The 21,911-nt window shown below is 54.1% G+C and carries 32 protein-coding genes; all 32 read left to right on the forward strand.

Going from position 1 to position 21,911, the window contains the following annotated elements:
* On the forward strand, positions 1 to 545 hold a 545-nt coding region (locus tag U869_RS0121725; RefSeq protein ID WP_025122399.1), incomplete at its 5' end, for a hypothetical protein.
* Positions 545 to 997 (forward strand): ANR family transcriptional regulator, encoded by a 453-nt coding sequence (locus U869_RS0121730; RefSeq protein ID WP_025122400.1) that lies wholly within the window; start codon positions 545 to 547, stop codon positions 995 to 997. The genes U869_RS0121725 and U869_RS0121730, both read left to right, overlap by 1 nt.
* Positions 990 to 1,256, forward strand: a complete 267-nt coding sequence (locus U869_RS0121735; RefSeq protein WP_025122401.1) for a hypothetical protein — start codon at positions 990 to 992, stop codon at positions 1,254 to 1,256. Before U869_RS0121730 ends, U869_RS0121735 begins: the two co-directional genes overlap by 8 nt.
* 68 nt (positions 1,257 to 1,324) lie before the next feature.
* Positions 1,325 to 1,555, forward strand: coding sequence for a hypothetical protein (locus U869_RS29605; RefSeq protein WP_025122402.1), 231 nt, complete (start codon positions 1,325 to 1,327; stop codon positions 1,553 to 1,555).
* Positions 1,552 to 1,974, forward strand: a complete 423-nt coding sequence (locus U869_RS0121745) for a gp16 family protein (protein ID WP_037408905.1) — start codon at positions 1,552 to 1,554, stop codon at positions 1,972 to 1,974. Before U869_RS29605 ends, U869_RS0121745 begins: the two co-directional genes overlap by 4 nt.
* Positions 1,974 to 2,402 carry a Mor transcription activator family protein gene (locus tag U869_RS0121750; RefSeq protein ID WP_025122404.1) on the forward strand — a complete coding sequence of 143 codons (429 nt, stop codon included), beginning with the start codon at positions 1,974 to 1,976 and terminating at the stop codon, positions 2,400 to 2,402. Before U869_RS0121745 ends, U869_RS0121750 begins: the two co-directional genes overlap by 1 nt.
* Positions 2,399 to 2,587, forward strand: a complete 189-nt coding sequence (locus tag U869_RS0121755; RefSeq protein WP_025122405.1) for a hypothetical protein — start codon at positions 2,399 to 2,401, stop codon at positions 2,585 to 2,587. The genes U869_RS0121750 and U869_RS0121755 overlap by 4 nt, the downstream gene beginning before the upstream one ends.
* A gap of 83 nt (positions 2,588 to 2,670) precedes the next feature.
* Positions 2,671 to 3,063 carry a M15 family metallopeptidase gene (locus tag U869_RS0121760; RefSeq protein WP_025122406.1) on the forward strand — a complete coding sequence of 131 codons (393 nt, stop codon included), beginning with the start codon at positions 2,671 to 2,673 and terminating at the stop codon, positions 3,061 to 3,063.
* Between the two features lie 83 nt (positions 3,064 to 3,146).
* Positions 3,147 to 3,353, forward strand: coding sequence for a hypothetical protein (locus tag U869_RS29610; protein ID WP_232785385.1), 207 nt, complete (start codon positions 3,147 to 3,149; stop codon positions 3,351 to 3,353).
* Positions 3,346 to 3,795, forward strand: a complete 450-nt coding sequence (locus U869_RS31565; RefSeq protein WP_025122408.1) for a hypothetical protein — start codon at positions 3,346 to 3,348, stop codon at positions 3,793 to 3,795. Before U869_RS29610 ends, U869_RS31565 begins: the two co-directional genes overlap by 8 nt.
* Positions 3,796 to 3,896: 101 nt before the next feature.
* On the forward strand, positions 3,897 to 4,139 hold the full coding sequence (locus tag U869_RS0121775) for a hypothetical protein (RefSeq protein ID WP_025122409.1): 243 nt from the start codon (positions 3,897 to 3,899) through the stop codon (positions 4,137 to 4,139).
* 9 nt (positions 4,140 to 4,148) lie between these two features.
* Complete coding sequence (locus tag U869_RS0121780; protein ID WP_025122410.1) at positions 4,149 to 4,370, forward strand: hypothetical protein; 222 nt, start codon at positions 4,149 to 4,151, stop codon at positions 4,368 to 4,370.
* The gene (locus tag U869_RS0121785) at positions 4,370 to 4,870 is read left to right on the forward strand and encodes a DUF1804 family protein (RefSeq protein ID WP_025122411.1); all 501 of its coding nucleotides are present in this window, start codon (positions 4,370 to 4,372) and stop codon (positions 4,868 to 4,870) included. The genes U869_RS0121780 and U869_RS0121785 overlap by 1 nt, the downstream gene beginning before the upstream one ends.
* Positions 4,863 to 5,072 carry a hypothetical protein gene (locus U869_RS0121790; protein WP_025122412.1) on the forward strand — a complete coding sequence of 70 codons (210 nt, stop codon included), beginning with the start codon at positions 4,863 to 4,865 and terminating at the stop codon, positions 5,070 to 5,072. The genes U869_RS0121785 and U869_RS0121790 overlap by 8 nt, the downstream gene beginning before the upstream one ends.
* A complete protein-coding gene (locus U869_RS0121795) occupies positions 5,072 to 5,824 on the forward strand; it encodes a DNA methyltransferase (protein WP_025122413.1) in 753 nt (250 codons plus the stop codon). Before U869_RS0121790 ends, U869_RS0121795 begins: the two co-directional genes overlap by 1 nt.
* A 22-nt stretch (positions 5,825 to 5,846) precedes the next feature.
* Entirely contained in the window at positions 5,847 to 6,068 is a 222-nt protein-coding gene (locus tag U869_RS32255) for a hypothetical protein (protein ID WP_157834753.1), read from the forward strand.
* A 234-nt stretch (positions 6,069 to 6,302) separates the two neighbouring features.
* Positions 6,303 to 8,090, forward strand: coding sequence for a hypothetical protein (locus U869_RS0121805; protein WP_025122415.1), 1,788 nt, complete (start codon positions 6,303 to 6,305; stop codon positions 8,088 to 8,090).
* Between the two features lie 11 nt (positions 8,091 to 8,101).
* Positions 8,102 to 9,613, forward strand: coding sequence for a DUF935 family protein (locus U869_RS29620; protein ID WP_025122416.1), 1,512 nt, complete (start codon positions 8,102 to 8,104; stop codon positions 9,611 to 9,613).
* A 5-nt stretch (positions 9,614 to 9,618) separates the two neighbouring features.
* On the forward strand, positions 9,619 to 10,449 hold the full coding sequence (locus tag U869_RS0121815) for a phage minor head protein (protein ID WP_025122417.1): 831 nt from the start codon (positions 9,619 to 9,621) through the stop codon (positions 10,447 to 10,449).
* A 21-nt stretch (positions 10,450 to 10,470) separates the two neighbouring features.
* Entirely contained in the window at positions 10,471 to 10,839 is a 369-nt protein-coding gene (locus tag U869_RS0121820) for a hypothetical protein (protein ID WP_025122418.1), read from the forward strand.
* Positions 10,829 to 11,425: a phage virion morphogenesis protein gene (locus U869_RS0121825; protein ID WP_025122419.1), complete on the forward strand. Its 597-nt coding sequence runs from the start codon at positions 10,829 to 10,831 to the stop codon at positions 11,423 to 11,425. The genes U869_RS0121820 and U869_RS0121825 overlap by 11 nt, the downstream gene beginning before the upstream one ends.
* A gap of 211 nt (positions 11,426 to 11,636) precedes the next feature.
* Positions 11,637 to 12,761: a phage protease gene (locus U869_RS0121830; RefSeq protein ID WP_025122420.1), complete on the forward strand. Its 1,125-nt coding sequence runs from the start codon at positions 11,637 to 11,639 to the stop codon at positions 12,759 to 12,761.
* Positions 12,758 to 13,669, forward strand: a complete 912-nt coding sequence (locus tag U869_RS0121835; protein ID WP_025122421.1) for a Mu-like prophage major head subunit gpT family protein — start codon at positions 12,758 to 12,760, stop codon at positions 13,667 to 13,669. The genes U869_RS0121830 and U869_RS0121835 overlap by 4 nt, the downstream gene beginning before the upstream one ends.
* Positions 13,670 to 13,748: 79 nt before the next feature.
* Positions 13,749 to 14,228, forward strand: coding sequence for a hypothetical protein (locus U869_RS0121840; protein ID WP_025122422.1), 480 nt, complete (start codon positions 13,749 to 13,751; stop codon positions 14,226 to 14,228).
* 3 nt (positions 14,229 to 14,231) lie between these two features.
* Positions 14,232 to 14,660 (forward strand): gp436 family protein, encoded by a 429-nt coding sequence (locus U869_RS0121845; protein WP_025122423.1) that lies wholly within the window; start codon positions 14,232 to 14,234, stop codon positions 14,658 to 14,660.
* A complete protein-coding gene (locus U869_RS0121850) occupies positions 14,657 to 15,169 on the forward strand; it encodes a hypothetical protein (RefSeq protein ID WP_025122424.1) in 513 nt (170 codons plus the stop codon). The genes U869_RS0121845 and U869_RS0121850 overlap by 4 nt, the downstream gene beginning before the upstream one ends.
* Before the next feature lie 134 nt (positions 15,170 to 15,303).
* The gene (locus tag U869_RS0121855; RefSeq protein ID WP_029988000.1) at positions 15,304 to 16,059 is read left to right on the forward strand and encodes a hypothetical protein; all 756 of its coding nucleotides are present in this window, start codon (positions 15,304 to 15,306) and stop codon (positions 16,057 to 16,059) included.
* A gap of 28 nt (positions 16,060 to 16,087) precedes the next feature.
* On the forward strand, positions 16,088 to 16,474 hold the full coding sequence (locus U869_RS0121860) for a DUF6631 family protein (RefSeq protein WP_025122426.1): 387 nt from the start codon (positions 16,088 to 16,090) through the stop codon (positions 16,472 to 16,474).
* Between the two features lie 11 nt (positions 16,475 to 16,485).
* The gene (locus U869_RS0121865) at positions 16,486 to 16,689 is read left to right on the forward strand and encodes a hypothetical protein (RefSeq protein WP_025122427.1); all 204 of its coding nucleotides are present in this window, start codon (positions 16,486 to 16,488) and stop codon (positions 16,687 to 16,689) included.
* 1 nt (position 16,690) lies between these two features.
* Positions 16,691 to 19,882, forward strand: coding sequence for a tape measure protein (locus U869_RS0121870; RefSeq protein WP_025122428.1), 3,192 nt, complete (start codon positions 16,691 to 16,693; stop codon positions 19,880 to 19,882).
* Position 19,883: 1 nt separating this feature from the next.
* Entirely contained in the window at positions 19,884 to 21,071 is a 1,188-nt protein-coding gene (locus tag U869_RS0121875) for a hypothetical protein (RefSeq protein WP_025122429.1), read from the forward strand.
* The gene (locus U869_RS0121880) at positions 21,068 to 21,901 is read left to right on the forward strand and encodes a phage BR0599 family protein (protein WP_025122430.1); all 834 of its coding nucleotides are present in this window, start codon (positions 21,068 to 21,070) and stop codon (positions 21,899 to 21,901) included. Before U869_RS0121875 ends, U869_RS0121880 begins: the two co-directional genes overlap by 4 nt.
* The last annotated feature ends 10 nt before the right edge of the window (positions 21,902 to 21,911 follow it).

Raw genomic sequence — 21,911 nt, forward strand, 5'->3', positions numbered from 1 at the left:
AACACATTGAATACTTGACCAATGCTGCCAGCACCCCAACCTACATGGCTGATTTATGCTTGTTGATTAGTAGGGCATTTGGTGTGCGTTATTTTTGCACCCATACCCCCGCTTGTTACTTCTCAACAGCTAAAAATGTGGTGACGTTCTTTGGCCCAGCAGAACGGCCGCAGATTGCCGCCTATGCCTTTGATGTCTTGTCTCGGCAGATGATGAACGGTCGCCGTGAATATATCAGCGGGATGAGATCCAACACGAAACCAGCGACCAAAACCGCACGCGGGGACACGTTCTGCGAGTATTGGGTTGTCGGGGCTTACCAGGCAATTACCCCGCTGACGGTTACCGAAGCCGAAGAAACGTTAATAGCGGCCTACTGCCATAAAATGACGGAAAGCCTAGGGCTGACAACCAAAGATACGCGTCCAGCGAACAAGTGCCGGGGGGCTGATGGAGCGGCTAACGCGGGCTATACATCTGGTAAGAACGCGAAGCTAAACCAGGGTGTAGGTGCCGAACAGCTCAAAATTGGAGGGGCGGCCTGATGGAAAATTTAAACAAAGCCGAGTCGTTGCGCCAGGCACTGGCAATTTTAGGTCCAACTACCAGCCAGAAGCTTTCTCAGTTTACAGGATTTCCTGTTTCGATGATCAGCCCGCTGTTAGGTACTGATTTGAAATCTGGTCGGGTTGTTCGCGGTTGGAATGGCAAACAGCGCATTTACGGACTGGAGGGCACGATTGACAATCCCTCTCCATCCCGGCTTGAACTTCCCACTCCGGTTCGTACTAGAACTGAACGGTCCGATGGTAGGCATTTAACGTATGCCGAACAGGCTAGAGCGTTGGAACGTGCAGACGATTTTGATAGCGCCGTACCTCTTTGGTTTAGGGCAGCTAACCACGCAGTTAACCCGGAAAACGTGAATTTTTATCAATGCCGCGCTGAGTTCTGCGAAGTGGCACGGATCAAGAGCTGGAGCTATTGCCATGAGTAAAGAAAAGCAATTCATCGAAGATATGATCCGTTGCAGGGGTATCGACTTTGCCCGCCTTGGAATGATGGTTGAAGTCTATGGCGACCAGGGAACGATCGTGGGCATTAACAGTAGCGCTAATCTCGATGTCGTTTTCACCAATCAGTTGAAACATGGGAAGCGCAAACACAATTGCCACCCGACCTGTGAGATTAAGTATTTCGACGGCGAAGGGAAAGTCATTGCGGATTACACAAAATCCAGCGGTAGCGCGGGATGAATAAGCGACTAACAGCGGCGCGCAAGCGCCGCCATCGTGCCCGGATGCAACAGCATAGGAAATCTATCATGAGTAATAACGTTGTTACGGTAACCGTTTCTGGCCCTGTTGGTTGTGGTAAGTCGGCTGTCTATGGCGAAATTGAAATCGCTTTACGTGCTATTGGGTTAACGGTCCAACATGTTGATCCTGCCGCCGCTACGTCAGAAAAGCGTATGTCCGGGGCTGATTGGGCTACTGCCTTAGAGATGTATCAGCCTACTGTTTTGCTGGTTGAAAAACTGGAGAAGCCATCATGAAGCGCACCCCAAACATGCGCGGCCTGATTGGTGCGGTCAAGGCGGGCCAGGCTCACCTGGGCTGGGACGATGCGACCTACCGCACCGTTCTGGAGCGGCTTACCGGTAAAACCTCGGCCACCAAATGCACGCTAGACGAGTTGCAGACCGTGCGCGAGTACATGCACGAGCAAGGCTACCCGCGCAGAACGGCCAAGAAATCAGGACGACGCCCCAGCGTGGCCGCAACCCGTAACCCTCAATTGGGAAAAATTGAAGCCCTACTGACTGAGGCCGGGCGGCCTTGGGACTATGCGGTCTCAATGGCTAATCACATGTTTAAAATCCAGCGGGTTGAATGGCTGACAACCGAACAACTCACAAAGCTGATGCAGGCATTGATCATCGATGCCAAGCGCCACGGGCGCGGGGGTGGCTGATGGACCTTGAACAGATGAGCGGCCTGTTGCCGCCGATTGTTCTCGACCTGGTTAAGCTGATCGGCTACCAGGACACCGCGAAGTTGATCAGCAAAATCGGCGGGATCACTTTCCCCGTTAGCCAGGGGATGCGTAACAAAGATAACTTTCGCCGTGACTACATCGTCCAGGCCGTGGGCCAGGCCAGTGCGGAAAAAATCGAGCGGCAGCTCGGCGGCGATGTGATATATATACCGCGTTGTGATGCGGCGTTGCGTGAGTGGCGTAACCTGGAGCTGGTGCGAGAGTATCGGGCACTGTTAGCCACCGGGGTGTCTGGCCGTCGAGCGCTGTTGAAATTATGCCCGCAATACGGTATTTCTGATCGGCGCGCACAAATCATCCTGGCCCGCTATACCGATGCGGGAAAGCAAATGGGGTTGTTATGATGGATAACATCGAGCTTTTAGAAATCCTTCAACGTGCTGGCCGCTCTAGCCCTGGCGAGCATAAAATCAATCTTGGTTACACTATGCCGGTACTTAAAGAATCGCCGTGTAACAAGCTAAGGCTGCCAGCCATTTACGAAATGGAAAAGGGGTGGACTTATACCGGCCCCACTGAAACGCAATAGTTAATCTGACGAACCCCATCATCTGAATCATCCCCGCCCTAGCACCTAATCTGGCACCAGGATCAACAACTGGTGCCAACATCATGCCCGCCTACAAACTATCAGCCCGAAGTGAGCAACGTCTTACCGGCGTTCATCCCGATCTTGTCCGCGTTGTACGACGTGCCCTTGAGCTTTCACCTGTAGATTTTGGTGTTACCGAGGGGCTACGTACCAAAGCACGCCAGAAAGAGCTATACGACGCGGGCAAAAGCCAAACGTTAAATAGTCGCCATATTACAGGTCATGCTGTTGATGTTCTGGCATACCCCACGCCTGCCGGTTCCTGGGATATGGCGTATTACCGCCAAATAGCCGCTGCATTTAAACAGGCTAGCGACGAGCTAAAAATCCCTGTTGAGTGGGGTGGCAATTGGACATCCTTAAGGGACGGCCCGCACTTCCAGCTACCATTTTCTAGTTATCCGGCCAATTAACTATGCCCTTGAGAATGAAGTTGTTAGAGCTGATACAAAACCCCGAATCGCGGCGGCTATCAACGTCGGATTCAGCCTTGTTTGTGGCGCTATTGATTAGCTCGTTTGTCCTGGTTTGGGTGACGGTGACCGGCAAGGTTGAAGAGTGGCTCTATGTGGCTTACCTCACAGCCTGGGTGGTCCAGTCCCAAGGCAGTAAACAAGCGGCCTTACAGCACTATAAAGCCAGGAAAGCCGCCAAGGACAAAGAGCCAGAAAAAACGGACGGAGCCGAAAAGAGCGATGAATAACTATGTTAAATCAGGACTGGTTTTTGCCGCTGGCTTTGGTCTGGCCTGGCTGATTGCCAGGGCCGATATCAGCGATTTAAAGGCGGATATAGCGACGCTTAAACAGGGCCACGCGGAGTATAAAACAGCCCAGGCCACGGCCAGGAGCGACGCCCTGGAAACGTTGCTTGCCAAGCAACAGCGCGATCAGGAACGGGCGGACACACTGGCCGCTGAACTGGCGGTAACACAGGGCCAATTATTGGCCGTTAAACAGCAGTTAAAGGCGAGGATCGACCATGCGGTGGCAAATGATGGCGTTACTTATACCGGCCTTGGCCCTAGTGGGTTGCAACTCTACCGAGAGGCTCTCGGATACGCCAGTGATAACGCAGACGTGCCCGAAACCCGCAGCGGCAGCGCTCCACGTTCCGACACCGCCACCGGCCCCCACGTCAGGTAAACCGGAGGTACTCATTGAGCACGCCACGGAATACGGCGCTTATTGTTCTGGCTTGCGTAACCAGTTACTCAGCATTCAGCAGTTCTACATCGGTGGCGACAATGGACATCGGTAAAGCGTTTGAAATCGCATTGTCACTTGTCGCTTTTCTGGGCGGAATCTGGGTGTATCGCCAGCAGGGCGACATCAAAGAATTACAGAACGACAACCGGCAGATACGCGATCAGTATCAGCGGCGTGAAGATGCAAATCGGGATTTTAAAACAGTGCTGGATCATATCCAGGACGTAAAGCGAACCGTCGAACGTATCGACAATAAGCTCGATAGAAAAGCAGATAAGTAGAGGTTTTATATGAAACGCCAACGGCCAAGCCGCCCTCGCCAGGCAAAAACAGCAGAGATTGAGCTGTTGGAAGAAATCAACGGGCGACTGATGCGTATTGATGATCGTCTTGATGGTATTCACCGCGATGCTGTTCGCGGTGGTGCTTTTGCCGGTGCGGCCACTGGGGCTGTTACCGGTGGCCTGGTGGCCACCTGTTTTGCTCTGTTACGAGCGAGGCTGGGCATCTGATGGCCCACCCACAGGACGTGAAAGACAAACTCCGCCGGGCTTATGTGTTCAATAACCTGAGCCTGGAAATTGCGGCCGCCCAGCAGGGTGTGTCATTTGCCACAGCCCGCCGGTGGAAAAGCGCCGCCGCTGACAAGGGCGACGACTGGGATAAATTCAGGGCGGCAAACATGATCGCCGGTGGTGGTATGGAAGATACCGCTCGGGCGGTATTGATGAGCCTTGTGATCCAATGTCAGACCACGCTAGAGCTGATTAATACTACCGCCGATATACCCGCACAAAAGCGGGTGGACATGCTCGCCAGCTTGGCCGATGCCTTCAACAAAGCGACGTCAGCAAGCAAAAAAGTTTTACCGGAAACCAACAGTCTTGCCATTGCTATGGATGTGATCCAGCAGTTGGCCCTATTCATCAAGACCCACTATCCCCAGCATTTAGAGGCGTTCGCCGATGTGCTGGAACCATTCGGACACGAGGTAGAGAAACATTATGGCTAAGTTAATCAAACTAACCGATCGCACATCATACGATGCCAATCATATTATCGGGATTATCGCTAATCATAATGACAGTCTGGACGTGATGCTGTCAGATGGTTCTATTGTTTCCGCTGATAGGGGTTATGGCGAGTCTGTATGGAAAGCCAAGCAACGTTTGGAAGATGAGATCAACGCCGCTAAAGCCAACGGCGGCGCATGATGGAAAAGCAGACGATCGGCAATGCCACCCTGTACCGTGGCGACGCGCTAGAAGTCCTGCGCCAGCTTGAGCCTAACTCATGCGACGCCCTGGTCACCGATCCACCCTACAGCAGCGGTGGCTTGCACATCGGCACGCGCCAACAGCAACCCAGCCTAAAATATGTTTCCACCGGGACGACTGCCGCGCATAACGTGGACTTTCACGGCGATAACCGCGATGGCCGCTCCTGGACGTTCTGGTCCATGCACTGGCTATCCCTGGCTAATCCGCTCGTCGTCCCTGGCGGTTATGCCATGGTGTTTTCGGACTGGCGACAGCTCCCCGCCTCGACCGATGCTTTCCAGGGCGGCGGCTTCACCTGGCGCGGCATAGTTCCCTGGGACAAGACGCTATCCAGTCGAGCGCCTCACACCGGCTATTTCCGTCACCAGTGCGAGTTTGTTCTATGGGGTAGCCGTGCGCACCTGCCGAAATGTGCCCACGGTGGCCCGTGGCCGGGTATGTTTTCCCACCGGGTGATCCCGTCTGAAAAGTGGCATATGACCGGCAAGCCGATCGGGCTTATGGCTGACTTGATTAAGCCTATTGTGCCTGGTGGCGTCATTCTCGATCCTTTCATGGGCAGTGCATCCACCGGCGTGGCCGCGCTGCAATCCGGGCGTAAATTCATTGGGATCGAATTGAGCAGTTCAATCTTTGATACAGCGTGCGCCCGTCTGGAACAGGTGCAAGCGTCGTTAAAAAACTAACCGATTAATCTGGAGGCCGATTATGGCTGGTGAAACAAAAACAATTCCTGACCAAATTAAAGAACACAGTTTAATAGCTATAAAAGCGGCCGAATTAATCCGCAACGGACTTAATGAGAAAGAGCTAAAGATGTTGGTTTGCGGGGATGGTATGTGGTTGGTTATGCAAATGCTATGCAGCCCCTCTGGGGCTGCAAGTATTGTTTATCGCTCTTCTATCAATTCTTTTTTCAGCCGAGCATAAATCGCCTGGTAGACCTCCATTGGAGAAGAGACTGATGGCGTTATTTCGTCAGATATACCACTAAAGGGAAGGTTATACCGTGGGCTGTTCATTATTTGTAAAAGGTCTACAGCGATTTTAGCAATAGCAATATTGGTTTCAGTCTTATCCATTTTTGAGGCTCCATGTTGTTGATGGGTTGTGTTGTGCAAAACCATACTATCATCGGCTGGGGTCTCGTTTCTGAGGTGTCGTGTGGCAAAATTTACTGGCCGTGAGTTCCTTAAGGAACTGGCGGAGCTGAAAAAAGGGTTACGCCAGGATATCCAGGCGCACGCCAGCGGCCTGGATAATGACCCGGACGCCATCAAAGAACGCCGCCGCCGTGTGCTGAGCGGCGATTTTGAGTTTTTCGCCTACAACTATTTCCCCCATCACGTCCGGGGCGAGCCTTCTCTATTTCAGGCGCATTTTTGCCACCGGTTCCCGCAATTAGTCAGCGCTAAAGGCGGAGCAACAGAGTGGTGGATTGCCCCACGTGGTGAGGCTAAGTCCTCCTTGCTAACCAAAATCGGGCCAGTATGGTGCGCGGTCCAGGGGTTGCACCAGCGGCCAGACGTGCGCGCCGAACTGGGGTTAACAGACCAACCGTTGCCGCCGTTCGTGGACTACATCATCCTCTTGGGGGCCGAAACCAAGTTACCGACCAAGCTGTTAGAGGTCGCAAAAACCGAGCTGATCGTTAATGCGGCCCTAGCGCTGGACTTCCCGGAAGTGTGCGGCCGTGGCCCAGTGTGGAAGGTTGGCGAGTTTGTCACCCGCACCGGCGTAAAAGTGGAGCCGTTCGGCGCGGAACAAGCCATCCGTGGTACGTTCCACGGCGCGAGCCGTCCGAAGCTGTTGATGGGTGATGACTTGATCACCGATGCCGAGGCCAAAAGCCCCACCGAGCGTAACAACCGCTGGGACTGGGTAACAAAGGCGATCGAGTATCTCGGACCGCCGGATGGCAGCGTTAAATATATCGGCGTTGGTACTATGTTAAACCGCGATGATCCAATCAGCCGCGCCAAAAAGACGATCGGCCATATCGTCCACCATTTCCGGGCTATCGAGTCGCTCCCCAGCAATATGGACCTGTGGGAGCAATGCCAAGAGCTGATGCTTAACGTTGATAAAGCGGCCCAGGAAGCCGCCGCCGAGCGTGGTGTCGCCCTGGATGATTTATTCTTGCCGTCTTACCAGTTTTACCTGGCTAATAAAGACCTGATGGACGCGGGCGCGGTGACGTCCTGGCCCGCCGTTCGCTCGCTCTATTGGTTGATGCGCCAGCGTGCCAAGAATGGCCGCGCTTTTGCTACTGAAATGCAAGGCGACCCCCGTGATAATGAGGGTCGGGTATTTATCAATATTCAGTTTTGGGTTAACCGCCTGGCCGACTGGATGTTTTTTGGTTCGTGCGATCCGTCAATGGGCCGGGGCCAAACCTCGGACCCTTCAGCGCTCACTGTCGGTGGCTGGGACCGGGTAAAACAGCGTTTGGAAGTTATCCATGCAAGTAGCAAACGCCGCTTACCCTCGAAATTAGAAGCCGATTTAATTGACGTTCAAAAAGAGTTTAAATGTATTGCGATTGGTTTTGAGAATAACAACGCATACGAACATTCTCGGCAAACTTTTATCAGTGCTGGATTACGCCAGGGTGTCGCATTGCCGCTTATTGGTGTTACCGCAAGTGTACCGCTTGAAGTGCGTGTAGATTCGTTAGAGCCATTTATTAACGATCAACTTAATCCGCGTATTCGCTTTAATCCCGCTTTAACCCTTTTATTAGACCAGTTAAATACCTGGCCGGAAAAACAATCCGGGCACCACTACGATCTCTTATCCGCCTTACATATCTTATGGATGATTGCCGTAAGCCGTGGCGTCGTGGGAGGCTTTGTTGCTGCACCGGCTCGGAGCCGCAATGATGCCCCAGCAGACAGTTTTTATGATGATGACGACGACGAGTCAGACGACTATGGTCGCAGCATTTGGTAGGAGTAGCACAGATGGCAATTGTAGACGTTAACGGCAATCCGTTATCAATCAAGCAAGTTTTGGAATACCCGCAAACTGACAGCACGCGGGTAGGTAATGTGGTCAGCGAAATGGCGACCCACCCCAGCCAGCGGTTAAACCCACGACGGCTGCAGGGGATTTTTCAGGATGCGGAGAATGGCAACCTGATCGCCCAGTCTGACTTGTTCGCGGACATGGAAGAACGCGATAGCCAGATTTTTGCGGATATGCAAAAGCGCAAACTGGTGTTAACTACGCTTAAGCGTGAGGTCCAACCGTTGGCGAACGCCACCCCGGCCGAGGTGGCCGACGCGGCATACCTCAATGAAGTGATCCAGAGTCTGGACGGCTGGGAGGACTTGATCCTGGATATGGCGGACGGTATCGGCAAAGGGTTTTCTAATCAAGAGATCCGCTGGGGTATCAGTGACCGGGAATATTACCCGTATGGTTTTGACTGGCGGCCCCAGTCCTGGTTTACCATCGCCAAAGAGGACCAAAACAAGCTGTTGCTACGCACAGACAGCAGTACCGGCGAACCGTTGCGGCCATTTGGCTGGATAAGCCATAAACCCAAATCCCGATCCGGCTACGTAGCCCGCGCGGGCCTGATGCGTACCCTGGCCTGGCCGTATATGTATCGCAGCTTTGGTGGTCAGGGCTTGGCGGAAATGCTGGAGATCTACGGCCTACCTATCAGGATAGGTAAGTATCCAGCAGGCTCGGGGCAAACTGAGCGATCCGAGCTGATGAAAGCCGTTACCACCATTGGCCGCAGTGCAGGTGGCGTCATGCCCGATACCATGAAAATGGAAATCATAAACGCCGTTAGCGGTTCTCATGAACCGTTCCTGGCCTTGACCGACTGGGCCGAAAAGTCGATTTCTAAAACCATCCTGGGCGGGACGTTGACCAGCCAGGCCGATGGCAAAACCAGCACCAACGCTCTCGGCCTTATTCATAATGAAGTCCGGCTCGATTTGATGGATGCCGACGCACGTCAGTGCGGCACAACCCTGCGAAGTGATTTGCTGTATCCGCTCCTGGTACTCAACCGCAACCCGCAGGCCGATCCACGGCGCACGCCTAAGTTGGTATTCCCCGAACTGGAAGAGATCCGCAAGCGTGCCGAACAACCGGCCCCAGCCGCCGCCCGGTACGAAATAAATTTTAATCGCCCGCACCAGGATAACAGCACGGCATTAGTTAGCCTGGCGCGGGCCATGTTGCGCCAAAATTCGAAAGAACCAGCAAGTGAGGCCGGGATCGAGGACGCGATCTCCATCCTTATGGCATCATCTGAACCCGGCAAAGAGGTTGGCGCTATGTTGGCCCCCGCCCTGGAGGCCATCGCTAACACGCTAACGCCTACCCAAATGCTGGGCGCATTGGCCGAAGCCTTCCCACAAATGGACGTGCGGCCCCTTGCCGGTAACTTAGGTGACTATATGGCGATTGCGCGTTATATCGGGCATTACGCAACTGAGGCAGAGAGGACTTAATCGGAATGGAACAACTGACAGAAAAGCAGATTGCCACATTATTTACGATGAAGCCTTCAGCCGCTCTTCGCTGGCTGGAAAATAAAGGCTTACGTATTCGCACGGATGCAGAAGCCATGAGCGCCGCCGACCATGCCATGAGTTTTGGCTTTGCCAACCTGTCCCGCCTGGATATTGCCCAGGATATTGTTAACGGCTTAAAAGAGGCGTTGGATAACGGCCAGACCCAGCAGCAATTTATCAAAAACCTGGAGCCGGTATTGCGGGCCAAGGGGTGGTGGGGAACCCGTGAGGAAATAGACACCGAAACCGGGGAAATAAAGCAGATCAGAATGGGCAGTCCGCGCCGCCTGGCGACCATTTATGAAACCAACCTTGCATCGGCCTATAACGCTGGCCGTTTCGAGTCCATGACCGCCAACAGCGAAGATCGGCCGTATTGGAAATACACGGCCGTCATGGATGCCAGCACGCGTCCCTCACATGCTGCCTTGCATGATAAGGTTTTCCGCTTTGACGATCCCATCTGGAAAATCCTGTTTCCCCCGAATGGCTTTAACTGCCGGTGCCGTGTTGAAGCACTGACGCTCGAAGGAGTCAAAACGCGTGGTTACACCATCCACAGCACGGTGCGTATTGTGAGCCAGGAAATCAGCGGCCCTGCCGACGCGAACGGCGACAAATCCACAACCGTAGTCCGTGGGGTGGAGTATACCGATGGCGAAACTGTATCAACGTTTTACCCGGATGCAGGCTTTGATCACAACCCCGCGCTGACGGTTTACCAGGCTAACCCGGATACCTACTCGGTAGAGCTGGCTCGACCTTACACCTAGGCCGCGCTAACCGGTCCCCAGTTGGAACAGCTCTATCATGCCGTAGGCACCGGCGAAGCGTTACCGGCCGCCGTGCTCGATACCGCTGGACAGACACTTTATAACCTGAGTTCCCGCACTGTTTGGTTCAACGAACCCGCCATCACCGCGCAACGCGTTGCGGGAACATTGCCCGCGTTGCCTTTGCTCCCCACAGCCCAATCGGTGATTGAGTCACCGGCGCTCACCGTGCGCATGGGTGAACGGCTTGAATTCTACCGTCTGGTTGATGGCAATCTGGGGCGTGCGATTGTCAATCCCGCGACTATGGCCGTTGAGAGCTACATGATTGTTTCGTCTGATGAGATGTGGCACGCGATCAAGAACGGAGAGGTACTCTATGCCGAATAACATCACCTTGATTGTTACCGACAGCAACGTTAAATCGGAACTGGAGCGGGTGTTGGGTGTGCTTAAGCGCCCGCAACCGATGATGCTTAAAATCGCGGAGCAACTGGTCGAACAGACGCAACTGGTCTTTAACGATGAGGGCTACCCAGCTCAGACTTGGGCGGCATTACGCCCCAGCACACAACGCAGCCGGACACGCAAGGGCAAATGGCCGGGCAAAATTCTGCAAATGCGGGGTAACTTACTCAAGTCCATTCAGGCTGAGGCGGGTAATGACTTTGCCCAGGCGAGCACGAACCTGGCCTATGCCAGGATCCAACATCAAGGCGGCACAATCCAGCGTTCGGGAGAGGTGCGATTACGTACCACGGGTAAGAAAGGCAACCTCAAGCGCCAAAAGGGACACCCTAACCTGGCGATGTTCGCCAAAATATCACACAAACTGGCCGTAGCGCGAGCGGTCAATTATGCCATCACGATCCCCGCCAGGCCGTTCTTCCCGATCACGTCCGACGGCAATCTCACCCCACGTGCTTATGATGCCGTGATGGGGGTATTACGTGGCCGATTGTTCCCGTCCTTATAATTGTCTGTAAGCGCCGCCAGTGCCTTGGCGGCGTGATGTGATGCGTTGGCCCGCAAAAAAATCCTTAAACGCGCCACGGTCGATTTAAACAGGGTTTAAAATCGGTTCCATCTGTTGCCGAACCCTGCTACTAATAAAACAGCAGTAACCCCCTAACATGACGAACCCCATCATCTGAATCCTTTTTCACTGCCCCGAGATAATCCGGGGCATGAACAAAAATATCGCCATCGCCTCCCTCGCCCTGGAAATTACATCGGGCAACGTGATCCAACTCTTCCCGGCTGGAAAGTTTCGCTCGGGCGACATAAGACCAGAAGAATGTGCTCACTGGTTAATGGATGGCACTATCGCCAAACGCGTGATCGCCAAACTGGCCCAGCGCAAAAACCCCATTGTTATCGATTACGAGCACCAGACATACCACACCGAGCAAAACGGCGAACCCGCGCCCGCCGCCGGGTGGTGGTCCGGTAAAAACACGGCCTGGCGTGAAGGCGTCGGTCTGTTTGCCGAGGGTGTGGAGTGGACAGAAAAAGCGGCAGCACATATCGCCGCGAAAGAATACCGCTTTATTTCCCCTGTTTTTGCTTATGACGCCAGCACCGGCGAAGTGCTGGCCGTTGCCAACGCTGCACTGACCAATCATCCCGCTTTAGACGGTATGGCCCCGGTTCAACTGGCGGCCGCCCGTGCCTATCTCACCCAAGTAAACCCTGATGAGGATCCAGCAATGGACGAACTGTTAAAGATACTGCGCAAGCTGTTGGGCCTGCCCGAGGATGCCAGCGAACAAGACATCCTTAGCGCCTTACAAGCTATCGAAGCCGAAACGGCACCACCGGCTGAGGGTAGCGCAGCAGCTACCGCCTTGCTGGCTTTGCTTAAGGCTAATAAAGAAGAGATCACCGCGCTAAAAACGGCTGTTGTCGCTGCCACTGCGAAAACCACCGTACCAGCTGTAGTGGATCCGTCTAAGTATGTGCCGGTTGCCGTCGTTACGGACTTGCAAACCCAAATGGCCGCACTGACTCAACGCCTGAATGGTGGCGATATTAACGAGATTATCGCGGCGGCACTTGCAAGCGGGCATCTCATACCAGCGATGGAACCCTGGGCGCGTGATCTGGGTGCTAAAGATGTCGCGATGTTGCGTGATTACATCAAAAACGCCGCGCCGCTTGCTTTACTAACCCAGCAAAACGGCGGTATTCCACCAACTGGTGGAGATAACCACGGCCTAACGGCTACTGAGTTAAATGTGGCGCGTTTGTCCGGTCTGACCCCGGAAGATTTCGCCAAGGCTAAGGCCGACATGCCAGGAGCACAGCAATGATTATTACACCGGACTCTATCAGGGCGTTAAACGTCAGCTTTAACAAGGCGTTTCAGGACGGGATCAAGTTGGCCGACTCGCAATATAAGCAAGTCTCCACGGTGATCCCTTCAACGTCCCGCGCGAACGTCTACGGCTGGCTCGGCCAGTTCCCACACATGAAAGAATGGGTGGGCACGCGTACCCTGCGTGATATGGCCGCGCACGCCTACACCCTGGAAAATATCTTGTATGAGTCCACAGTATCAGTACCGCGCGTTGATATTGAGGATGACAACATCGGCACCTACACGCCGATTTTCCAGATGCAGGGCCAGGAAGCGGAGCAGTACCCGAACCGTGATGTGTTTAAGGTTCTGTCGAATGGTCACAACATCATTTGTTACGACGGCCAGAACTTTTTTGATACTGATCACCCGGTATTTCCAAAAGTAGACGGCACCGGCACCCCGGTATCCGTCAGTAATATTTTTACCGGTGATCCTGATGCCCCTGCTTGGTATCTGATGGACGTATCCAAACCCATCAAACCGTTGCTTTTCCAGGAACGTATTAGCCCGCAGATCACCAACAAACTGAGCGACGCCAACTCCGATAAAGTCTTTATGGATGATGTTTTCCTATATGGGATCCGCGCGCGTTCGGCGGCGGGTGTGGGCCTGTGGCAATTGGCTGTGAAGTCTACCAAGCCGCTCAATGCAGAGTCATACCAGGAAGCCTACCAGGCATTACGCACTATGAAAGCCGACGGTGGCGACCCGCTTAACGTTGTTCCTGGTCTGTTGGCTGTTCCGTCCCCACTGTTGCCAGCGGCAAAAGCCGTTGTCGGTTCTGAGTTCTTAACCGGCGGCGCAACCAACCCGAACTACGGCCTGAGCAAAATCATGGACGTGGCCTGGCTGAATTAACACCGGGTTAAACCGGCTTTAAATACGGGCGCGTCGGGGCGAGTGCCCCGGCGTTAACGATTAACGGAGAGTAGGAAACATGGCTACCAAAAATGACAAAAAAAACCTGGACGTTACGGCGACAACGGAATTACCGGTTCAAAGCGTCAAACAGCCGGAAGGCGCAGGCAGCGAGCAGTTACCACCGTTGCCTGGTGTGTTATCGACCAGCGTTGCCGGGGATTCTGGCGCGGCCACGGGTGGCGGCAACCAACAGCAGGTTGATCCAGGTAACACCTTGCAAACGGCTGGCTCGCTCCTGGTGGGCGACCCAACTGTTAATGCGCCTGGTGCAGTTATTCAGACAGAAGGCGCGGGCGTGGTAGAGCAACCTGAGTTTGTTCCTGAGTCGGTGCGCTTCACCGTCCAGGCCGTGGCGGTTCCAAACAAGCGGCGTATGCGTGCTGGGCATTTGTTCACTGACGAGCCGCAGACCTTCGTCCGTGAAGATTTCACCGATGAGGAGTGGAAGCTTATCGAAAACGATCCACACCTGAAAATCCGCAGGCTGGAGGACTAAATCATGGGCTATTGCACGCTGGACGACCTGATTAGCGATTTCGGCAAGGATGAAATCACCAAGCTATCGGCCCGGGCCAGGCCACCGAGTGGTCAGCTTGATCCGGCCGTGGTTGAAAAGGCAATCAACGATGCGACCAACGAGATCAACATGTATTTCGAGGCCCGCAATCTGTTGCCGCTTGCCAGCGTGCCGCCCGTTTTAGTGCGTATTGCCAGCGATATTTCCCGTTATTACCTCTACACCAACCCAGCGGCAGATCACCCGGTGACACTGCGCTACAACACACGGAGCGCGCAACTAACCAAAGTGGCAAACGGCACGCTTTCTCTTGGCCTTAACGCCGAGGGGGAACCGGTAGATCCGAAAGGTACGGTGGAGTTTCAAGCCGGGGATAACATGTTTTCCCGTCCTGGCGGGGGGCTGTGGTGATTACTGATTATCTGTTTTGCGAACCGCTGATCGTCGAGCGGCTGCGTGAGCAAATCCCCGACTTGGTGGAGGTCACGAACGCGGGCAGACTGGCGGCCATTGATACCGATAACCCGTTTTGCCCCTCGGTTTACGTCATCTATATGGGTGATGTAATCAGCCCAGGGCCAACAGCCACCGGTGGCGTGCAAGCTCAAGCGCAGTCGGTGACCCAGTTGTGGGCCACCGTGTTAACGGTCTATATCGCAGATGGTCGCGGTATCGGCCAAGGGGTAAATACCGAGGCTGGGCCATTGATGAGCAAAATCATTGAAGCCCTATCTGGGTGGGCACCCGATAACAAGTTATGCAAGCCGTTATCCCGTGCTGCGATGTCGTTACCTGTGGATTACGAGGGTGGCTATGGCTATTTCCCTATGGTCTTTCAGACACAGTTGATCTTTCCGAGTGGAGCGCAAAGCAATGCAGGAAAAAGTAACTTTTATAAAACCTCACACCCACAAAGATAAACGTTATCCCGTGGGCGAAAGTACCAGCGTAAGCCCGGAGGAAGCTACCTGGTTGCGTGACCAGGGCGTCATTCAACCAAAAGCGCCGGGTAAATCCAAACCGGTAACAACCAAAACTGAGCAGGAGAATAACGATGATCACGAATCAGCCTGAAACCTACTACTACGGGCAAGGCAGCGTCATGTTGGCGCGCCGTGATGCCAATGGCGAACCGGAGAATTGGTACTGGGTAGGTGATGTATCCGCGCTGTCCCTGGCGATTAACGTACAATCGTTTAACCACCTGGAATCTTACAGCGGCAATAAAACCCCGGTCCGCCGTATCAACACCGCCAAAGATGGCACGGTCACCAGTACCTGGCATGAGTTCGGGAGCAAAAACCTGGCGCTTTTGCTGTACGGCGAAGCGGCAATCATTCCAGCAGGTACAGTCACTGGCGAAACGCTGCCAAGTGCCATCACGGCCGGGCAAATGCTTGCGCTTAAGTACCAGCAAGTGAGCAATGTTATGATCGGCACCCTGGTTGAGGGCACGGACTACGAGTTAGATCCCGCGTTCGGCATGATTAAATTCTTGACCGCGCAACCTACTGCCCCCTCGGTTAATTACAGCTATGCCGAGTCGTTCAATACCACCATTTTTACCGACCAACCGCCGGAACTGGCATTCCGCTATCAGTCAATCAACTTGGCCGAAGGTGGGGCCAACGTCCTGGTCGAGTTGCATCGTATCAAGTTTGACCCAGCGGCCGCGATCGAACTCATCAACAACGGCAACGAACTGGCGGGGATGCAGACCACTGCCGGGTTGTTGTTCGACAGTGCCAAAGGCAAGGATCCGTTGCTCGGCCAGGTAGGTCGGTTCGTGCATATCGGCGCACCTGCGTAATCAATTTTAAGCGTTAATCGGGGCGGCTATGAGTGATGATTTAAGTATTCTTATTTCCACGCGGGAAATTGAAATAAACGGCGAGTCACTAACGGTACGGGAATATACGTTATCGGACAGTTTGCATTTATATAGCGATATTCAAACCCTGGTGCAGGGGCTGGCTGATGTTTTGAAAGTTAATGATTTGAATGTTGATGCTGTTTATCCCGTACTGGCTAAGGCCGAAGAAACGCTAAATCGGCTTATGGCTGCCGCTGTCAACAAGTCGGCTGAATGGGTAGCGTCGTTGCCCGCCGTGGAGGGCACTGTCCTGATGGACTGGTGGTGGGTATTGAACCGTGATTTTTTTATCAGTGCTGCGACACGCTGCGTAATGCTAAGCGATCGCAAGGCAAACAAACCCAGCGGCTAAGCTACAGCCGCTTGTTTTCGGAGCTGATCCGCGCGGGGCATGATGCGGCAAAACTGCCGCATTACACCGCCAGGCAGTTAAATCTTTATTACAGCGAAAGCCAGGCGTTGAACTGTGGCTATAGAGCGCAAAATATTGGTGATATTTCCGCAGCAACACACGGCGGAAATGCTGCTAATTCACTTTTACAGACGTTAGATAAGCTGAGTAAATAAGATGGCCGATAATTTAAATTTAGCATTAAAAATTACCGCTGATTTAAGTGAAGCCCAACGCGAAATAGCCTCCGTGGGTGAAAATCTGTCGTCTTTAATCTCAACCAGTAGCAAGGCAACCCAGGAGACACAAAACCTAACGGCCGCGCAAAACGAAAACGCTACGGCCAACATCAACTCGGCCAAGCGCTGGCAAGATGTTTACACAGCGCAGAATGAAGCCATGCGCCGTGGCCATGAGTACATGCAACAGCAGGAACGCACCCGTGCCGCACAAGAAAAGGCGACGGCAGAGACAGAAAAGCAGCGTGCAGGACTGAGCAAACTTCTATCACAGATCGACCCCCTGGAACGTAAGTTAGCCCGCCTTGATGAGCTGGAGATCAAACTCGCCCAATCGCATCGCGCTGGGGCGATTGACGCTGAAGGTTATGCGAATGCCTTGGGTAAGATCACACGCCAGCGTGACGCCCTGTTTGATGGCAATACGCAAGGTAATAACTCTCAGTCCGCTGGCGCTCAAAATGACGGCTCCGCGTTGATGGCAGTTGCAAAGCCATTGCTTGCCGCCATGAGTATCAATGAAATAAAAAAACGTTCTGATGCCTGGGCAGAGTTACAAAATCGGTTGCGCGGTGTCACAGAAAACAACGAACAACTGGCCGCAGCCACCGAGCAAGTGCAACAAGCTGCCGCGCGTTCTGCTCGGCCGTTAGAGTCCACGGCCGAACTGTACCAACGTATCGCGACCAGTGGTCAAAAGCTGGCGTTAACGTACCAGGACATTGGTCGATTAACCGAAACGGTCAACAAGGCTGTTACCCTGGATGGGCTGAGCGGCTCACAGCAAAATAGCATCATTGAGCAGATCGGCCGGTCATTTGCCGCAGGTACGCTCGAGGGGATGCGCTTTAATACCGTCCTTAAACAGACCCCCGCACTAACACAGGCTATCGCTACCGGGATGGGTGTTACTGCCGATTCAGTCCTCAAAATGGCGGCAAAAAATAAGCTGTCGTTGGAGGATGTCAGTAACGCGTTGAAGGGCCAGGCGGATGTCATAGACGAAAAGTACGCTAAAACCCAGACGACGATCAGCTCGGCTTTCGGCGTGCTTAATGACAGTCTGACCAGTGCTATCGGTAAACTAGACCAGGCTACCGGGGCTAGTAATCGCTTTACCAATTCCATCTTAGAAATCTCAGGCGCAATCAATCAACTTGCTGCCGAACCACTCGATTTTCTGCGTGGTGCGTCGGAGATGAAATCGCTGATTTCTGTCGATCGTGCTATTGCAGCCCAGAAAAAGGAAATCAGCGAGTTACAAGAAAAACAAAAAGAATATGCAGATAAAGGCGGTATTTGGAATATATCGGCCAAGGGGTATCAGACCCAGATTAATAATCTCTCAACTGAGCTAGATAAGTTGGAGAAACGCCGGACCGAACTGACCAAAACCGGTGCAGGGGCAGAGATGCCTGGCGCAAAAGCCGGTTCACAGTACAACCCCGAGTATGAGAAGTACCTCGAAACTCTCCAAAAGGCCGAGGTCAAGGTTCAAAAGCTTTCTTATGCTGAACAGGCCCGCGCAGATATCGCGTCTGGCAGGCTTGGGAAGTTGACCAAGGAACAACAGAATGATTTAGAGAACCAGGCGAAAGCGGCAGACAAGTTAAAACAAAACACCACGTTAGAAACGAATTTAGCCAACTTGCGCAAGGATGTGGCGGTTTCTGGGCAAAAAAACAGTAAAACGGCCGCGATCCAATATGAGATCGAAAACGGCTGGCTCAAGGGGGCCACCAAGGAAGTGCAGGCCAATGCGCTGGCCCTGGCTAAACAGGCAGATGCACAGCGGCAGAGCAAAACGGCATCAACCAAAACTGAGTCTGAAAACGAGCGTTACGTTAAATCACTGACGCAACAGGCGGCCAAGGTTGAAGAGTCCGCCGCCGCTATTCGTGAGCATGAAATCGCTACACGTAATCTTACTACGGCACAACGTACCCAAGCCGAAGCCGCTAACAAGGCGCTGACCGCCCAGGAAAACACCACCGCCAATCTCAAATTACAGATCGAGTTGTGGAAGGTTAACGGCGATACGGCCCAAGCCTCCGCCGCTGAAATTACCGAAAAATACCGCAAGTTGCGGGAAGAATTCGAGCGCGTTGGTAATACCGAGGGCGTGCAAAAAATTGATGTTCTCGTCACTACCGAGACGGCGATGGCCTCATTGTCTGAGATCAATAAGAAGATCCAGGAATTGAACCAGGCCCGAGGTAACGAGGAACAACTGTTACAGGCCCAGCGCGAAGCGGGATTAATCAGCGAGTACGACCTGGCCGAAAAAATTCTAGAGCTGCACAAAGCGACGGCGGCCGAGATTGCCAAGCTACGGCCAGACGTCGAGGCTTTAGCTCAACAACCTGGCACTGTCGGCAAGCAGGCCACGCAATCCCTTAAGCAGATGGATACACAGCTCGTCCAGTTGAACAACACTTCCAGCATGTTGGAAGCCTCGTTAAAAGAGGGTTTAACCACTGGTTTAAATGAGGCGATCAGTGGCCTGGCGAAAGGGACCATGAGCCTGGGCGATGCAGTTAAATCCCTGGGTAATGCTGTTCTGGATTCCCTGGTGAAAATGGCCTCCCAGGGGCTGTCCAGTTCTATCGTTAGCGGGTTGGGCCAAATGATGGGCGGAGCCAGTGCCGGTGGCGGTTGGGCCGGGATGGCATCCTCGATCGGTTCTCTGTTTTTTGCCGACGGCGGCCACGTTCGTGGACCTGGTACAGATACCAGCGATTCAATCCCCGCCCAGTTATCCGACTATGAGTATGTGACCCGCGCGGCCGTCGTTCGCCAGCCTGGTGCGCTGCCGTTCCTGGATGATTTCAACCGGCGCGGTATGGGGGCGCTCAACGATTGGGCTAGTCGGGTTAAACATGCCACCGGCGGCCTGGCGGGTATTCCTGCCCCACTGGCACCGGCACCAATGAGCGGTGGTGTGACCTTACCCGATGCCGCAACGCCAACTATTAGCAATGAGGTAAACAATAAATTCCAGCTTAACCTGATTGATGATCCGGCCCGGATGGCCGAAGTGTTGACCACCCCGGCTGGGGTAGAAGCGATAACCCTCGTTCTTTCCCGTGACCCTGGCAAATTCCGCCAGATTTTAGGGGGGCCAAACTAAGATGGCCTTACCGTGGATCTTCTCTCCAGACTGGGCCGAAGGTGTGACAGAGCGCCTGGAGTGGCTAACCGATATTCTCACCAGTCCGGCCGGGGTTGAACAGTGCCGTGCGTTACGTCGCTCGCCGCGCCGTACATGGAGCGCGGCGTTTATCCTCCAGGGCGCGGCCCGCACCCAGTTTACGCTGATGCTGGCCCGCAATGGCGCACAGCCCTGGTTGCTGCCTGTCTGGCCCGACGTCCAGTGGGTTAGCCTAGTATCCGGGCAGACCGTGATCACCTGTCAGACTGATGGACGTGATTTTGTTGCCGGTGGCCGTGTGTTGGTCCTGGCCGATAATGGTCCAGGCTATGAAGTGTTGACCGTCCAGCAGGTATCGCCAGGCGTGCTGACGTTGGCGGGGGCTGTTGCGGGTAACTGGCCTTATGCGCGTTTGTATCCGGTCCGTTCTGCCCGCTTGACCGACCAGCCACAGGCTAGCCGGGTGACTGATGATCTTATGTCATTCAGTGCCGAGTTTATCGCGGTTGAGGATTGCGACTGGCCTGTCACTGATATGGCCGCCTCATACCGTGGCTACCCCGTTCTGACAGAACAACCCGATGCGGCCGAGGATGTTACCGCGCAATATCAGCGCTTGTTGCTTGTCCTGGACAACAGCGTCAATTACCCACAAATCATCGATACGGCCAACATGGCATTTATTGCCCAGTCCTACCGCTGGCAATTGTTCGGCAGCGTCGAGCGTGCCACCTGGCGTTCGTTATTCTACCGGCTGCGTGGTCGCCAGGGCCGCATCTGGATCCCCTCGTTTAACCAGGACTTTAGCCTGGTTAGCGACATTCCCGCCGGTAATACGCTATTGGTGCAATACGTCGGATTCAGTGAGTACAGCGACCTGGTTAAGCCTGGTCAACGTGATTTGCAGATTACGTGTTATGACGGCCGCACCTATCACGCCCGCATTACTGGTGCCCGGATTGCCACTGCGTCCAGTGAATACCTCACCCTGGATCAGACCTTGCCCGCGATACCTTCAGCGGCCGTGGCTTCCATTTCATTTATGGCGCTGTCCCGCCTGGCGGACGACGGCGTCGAATTAACCCACTTTAGCGACAACGACGGCGCAGCCGAAAGCCAGGCTGTTTTCCGTTCCGTCCTGATGCCCGCTGATGAGGCCACGCTATGAGCCTGTTTGATGTTCTCGAAACCTCTCTAGATAACGGTCGGCCGACACGGCTTTACCTGTTTTTCCGGGGTGGTCTGCAATGGCGTTACACCACGCATACGCAAGCCATCACTTACCAGGGCCAGGTGTTTGAGGCCATTCCTGGTATCAGTGACGACGGGCTACGCCAGACCGGCCAGGCCACGGCCGACGCCATGCAAATTACCGCCCCCGCCGACTTTGGTGTGGCGCAATTGTGGCGCGGTACGCCACCAGGCGGAGCCGTAAACCTTACGGTGTATGACCTGCAATTCGACACGGCCAGCGGCCAGCTCGTTGGCATGGTTGCATGGGTGGGCCAGGTGACAGACGTCAAATGGACAGCCCAGGACCGCTGCAGGTTAACCAGTCAGTCAATCAGCGCATTGCTCGATAAGCAAGGCTTACGCCTCACCTGGCAACGAGAGTGCCCCCACGCGTTCGGGGACAAGAACTGCCGAGCCGACATCAACCTATATCGCGTTAGCGCGGCTATCAGCGCCTTGGACGGTGTCACCGTTACCGCGCCCGCCCTGGCAGGATTTCGCGAGGGGTGGTTCGTGGGCGGTTGGTTAGCCTGGTCAATCGGTGGCGGTGAAACCGAGTCACGCGGGATCGAGCGTTACCAGGGCGACGCCGTGACCTTGATCGGCGGCACGGGCGGGTTAACCGTCGGCCAGGTGGTTGAGGTCTTTCCGGGCTGCCCTGGCACGACTACAGCGTGCCAGGATGATTTTAACAACCTGGTGAACTATGGCGGTTGTCCGCTGATGCCGGGTGTTTCACCGTTCGACGGCACCCCTATTTTTTAAGGAGCGTTTC

This window comes from Serratia sp. H1w (genome assembly GCF_000633355.1).
GTDB lineage: Bacteria > Pseudomonadota > Gammaproteobacteria > Enterobacterales > Enterobacteriaceae > Chania.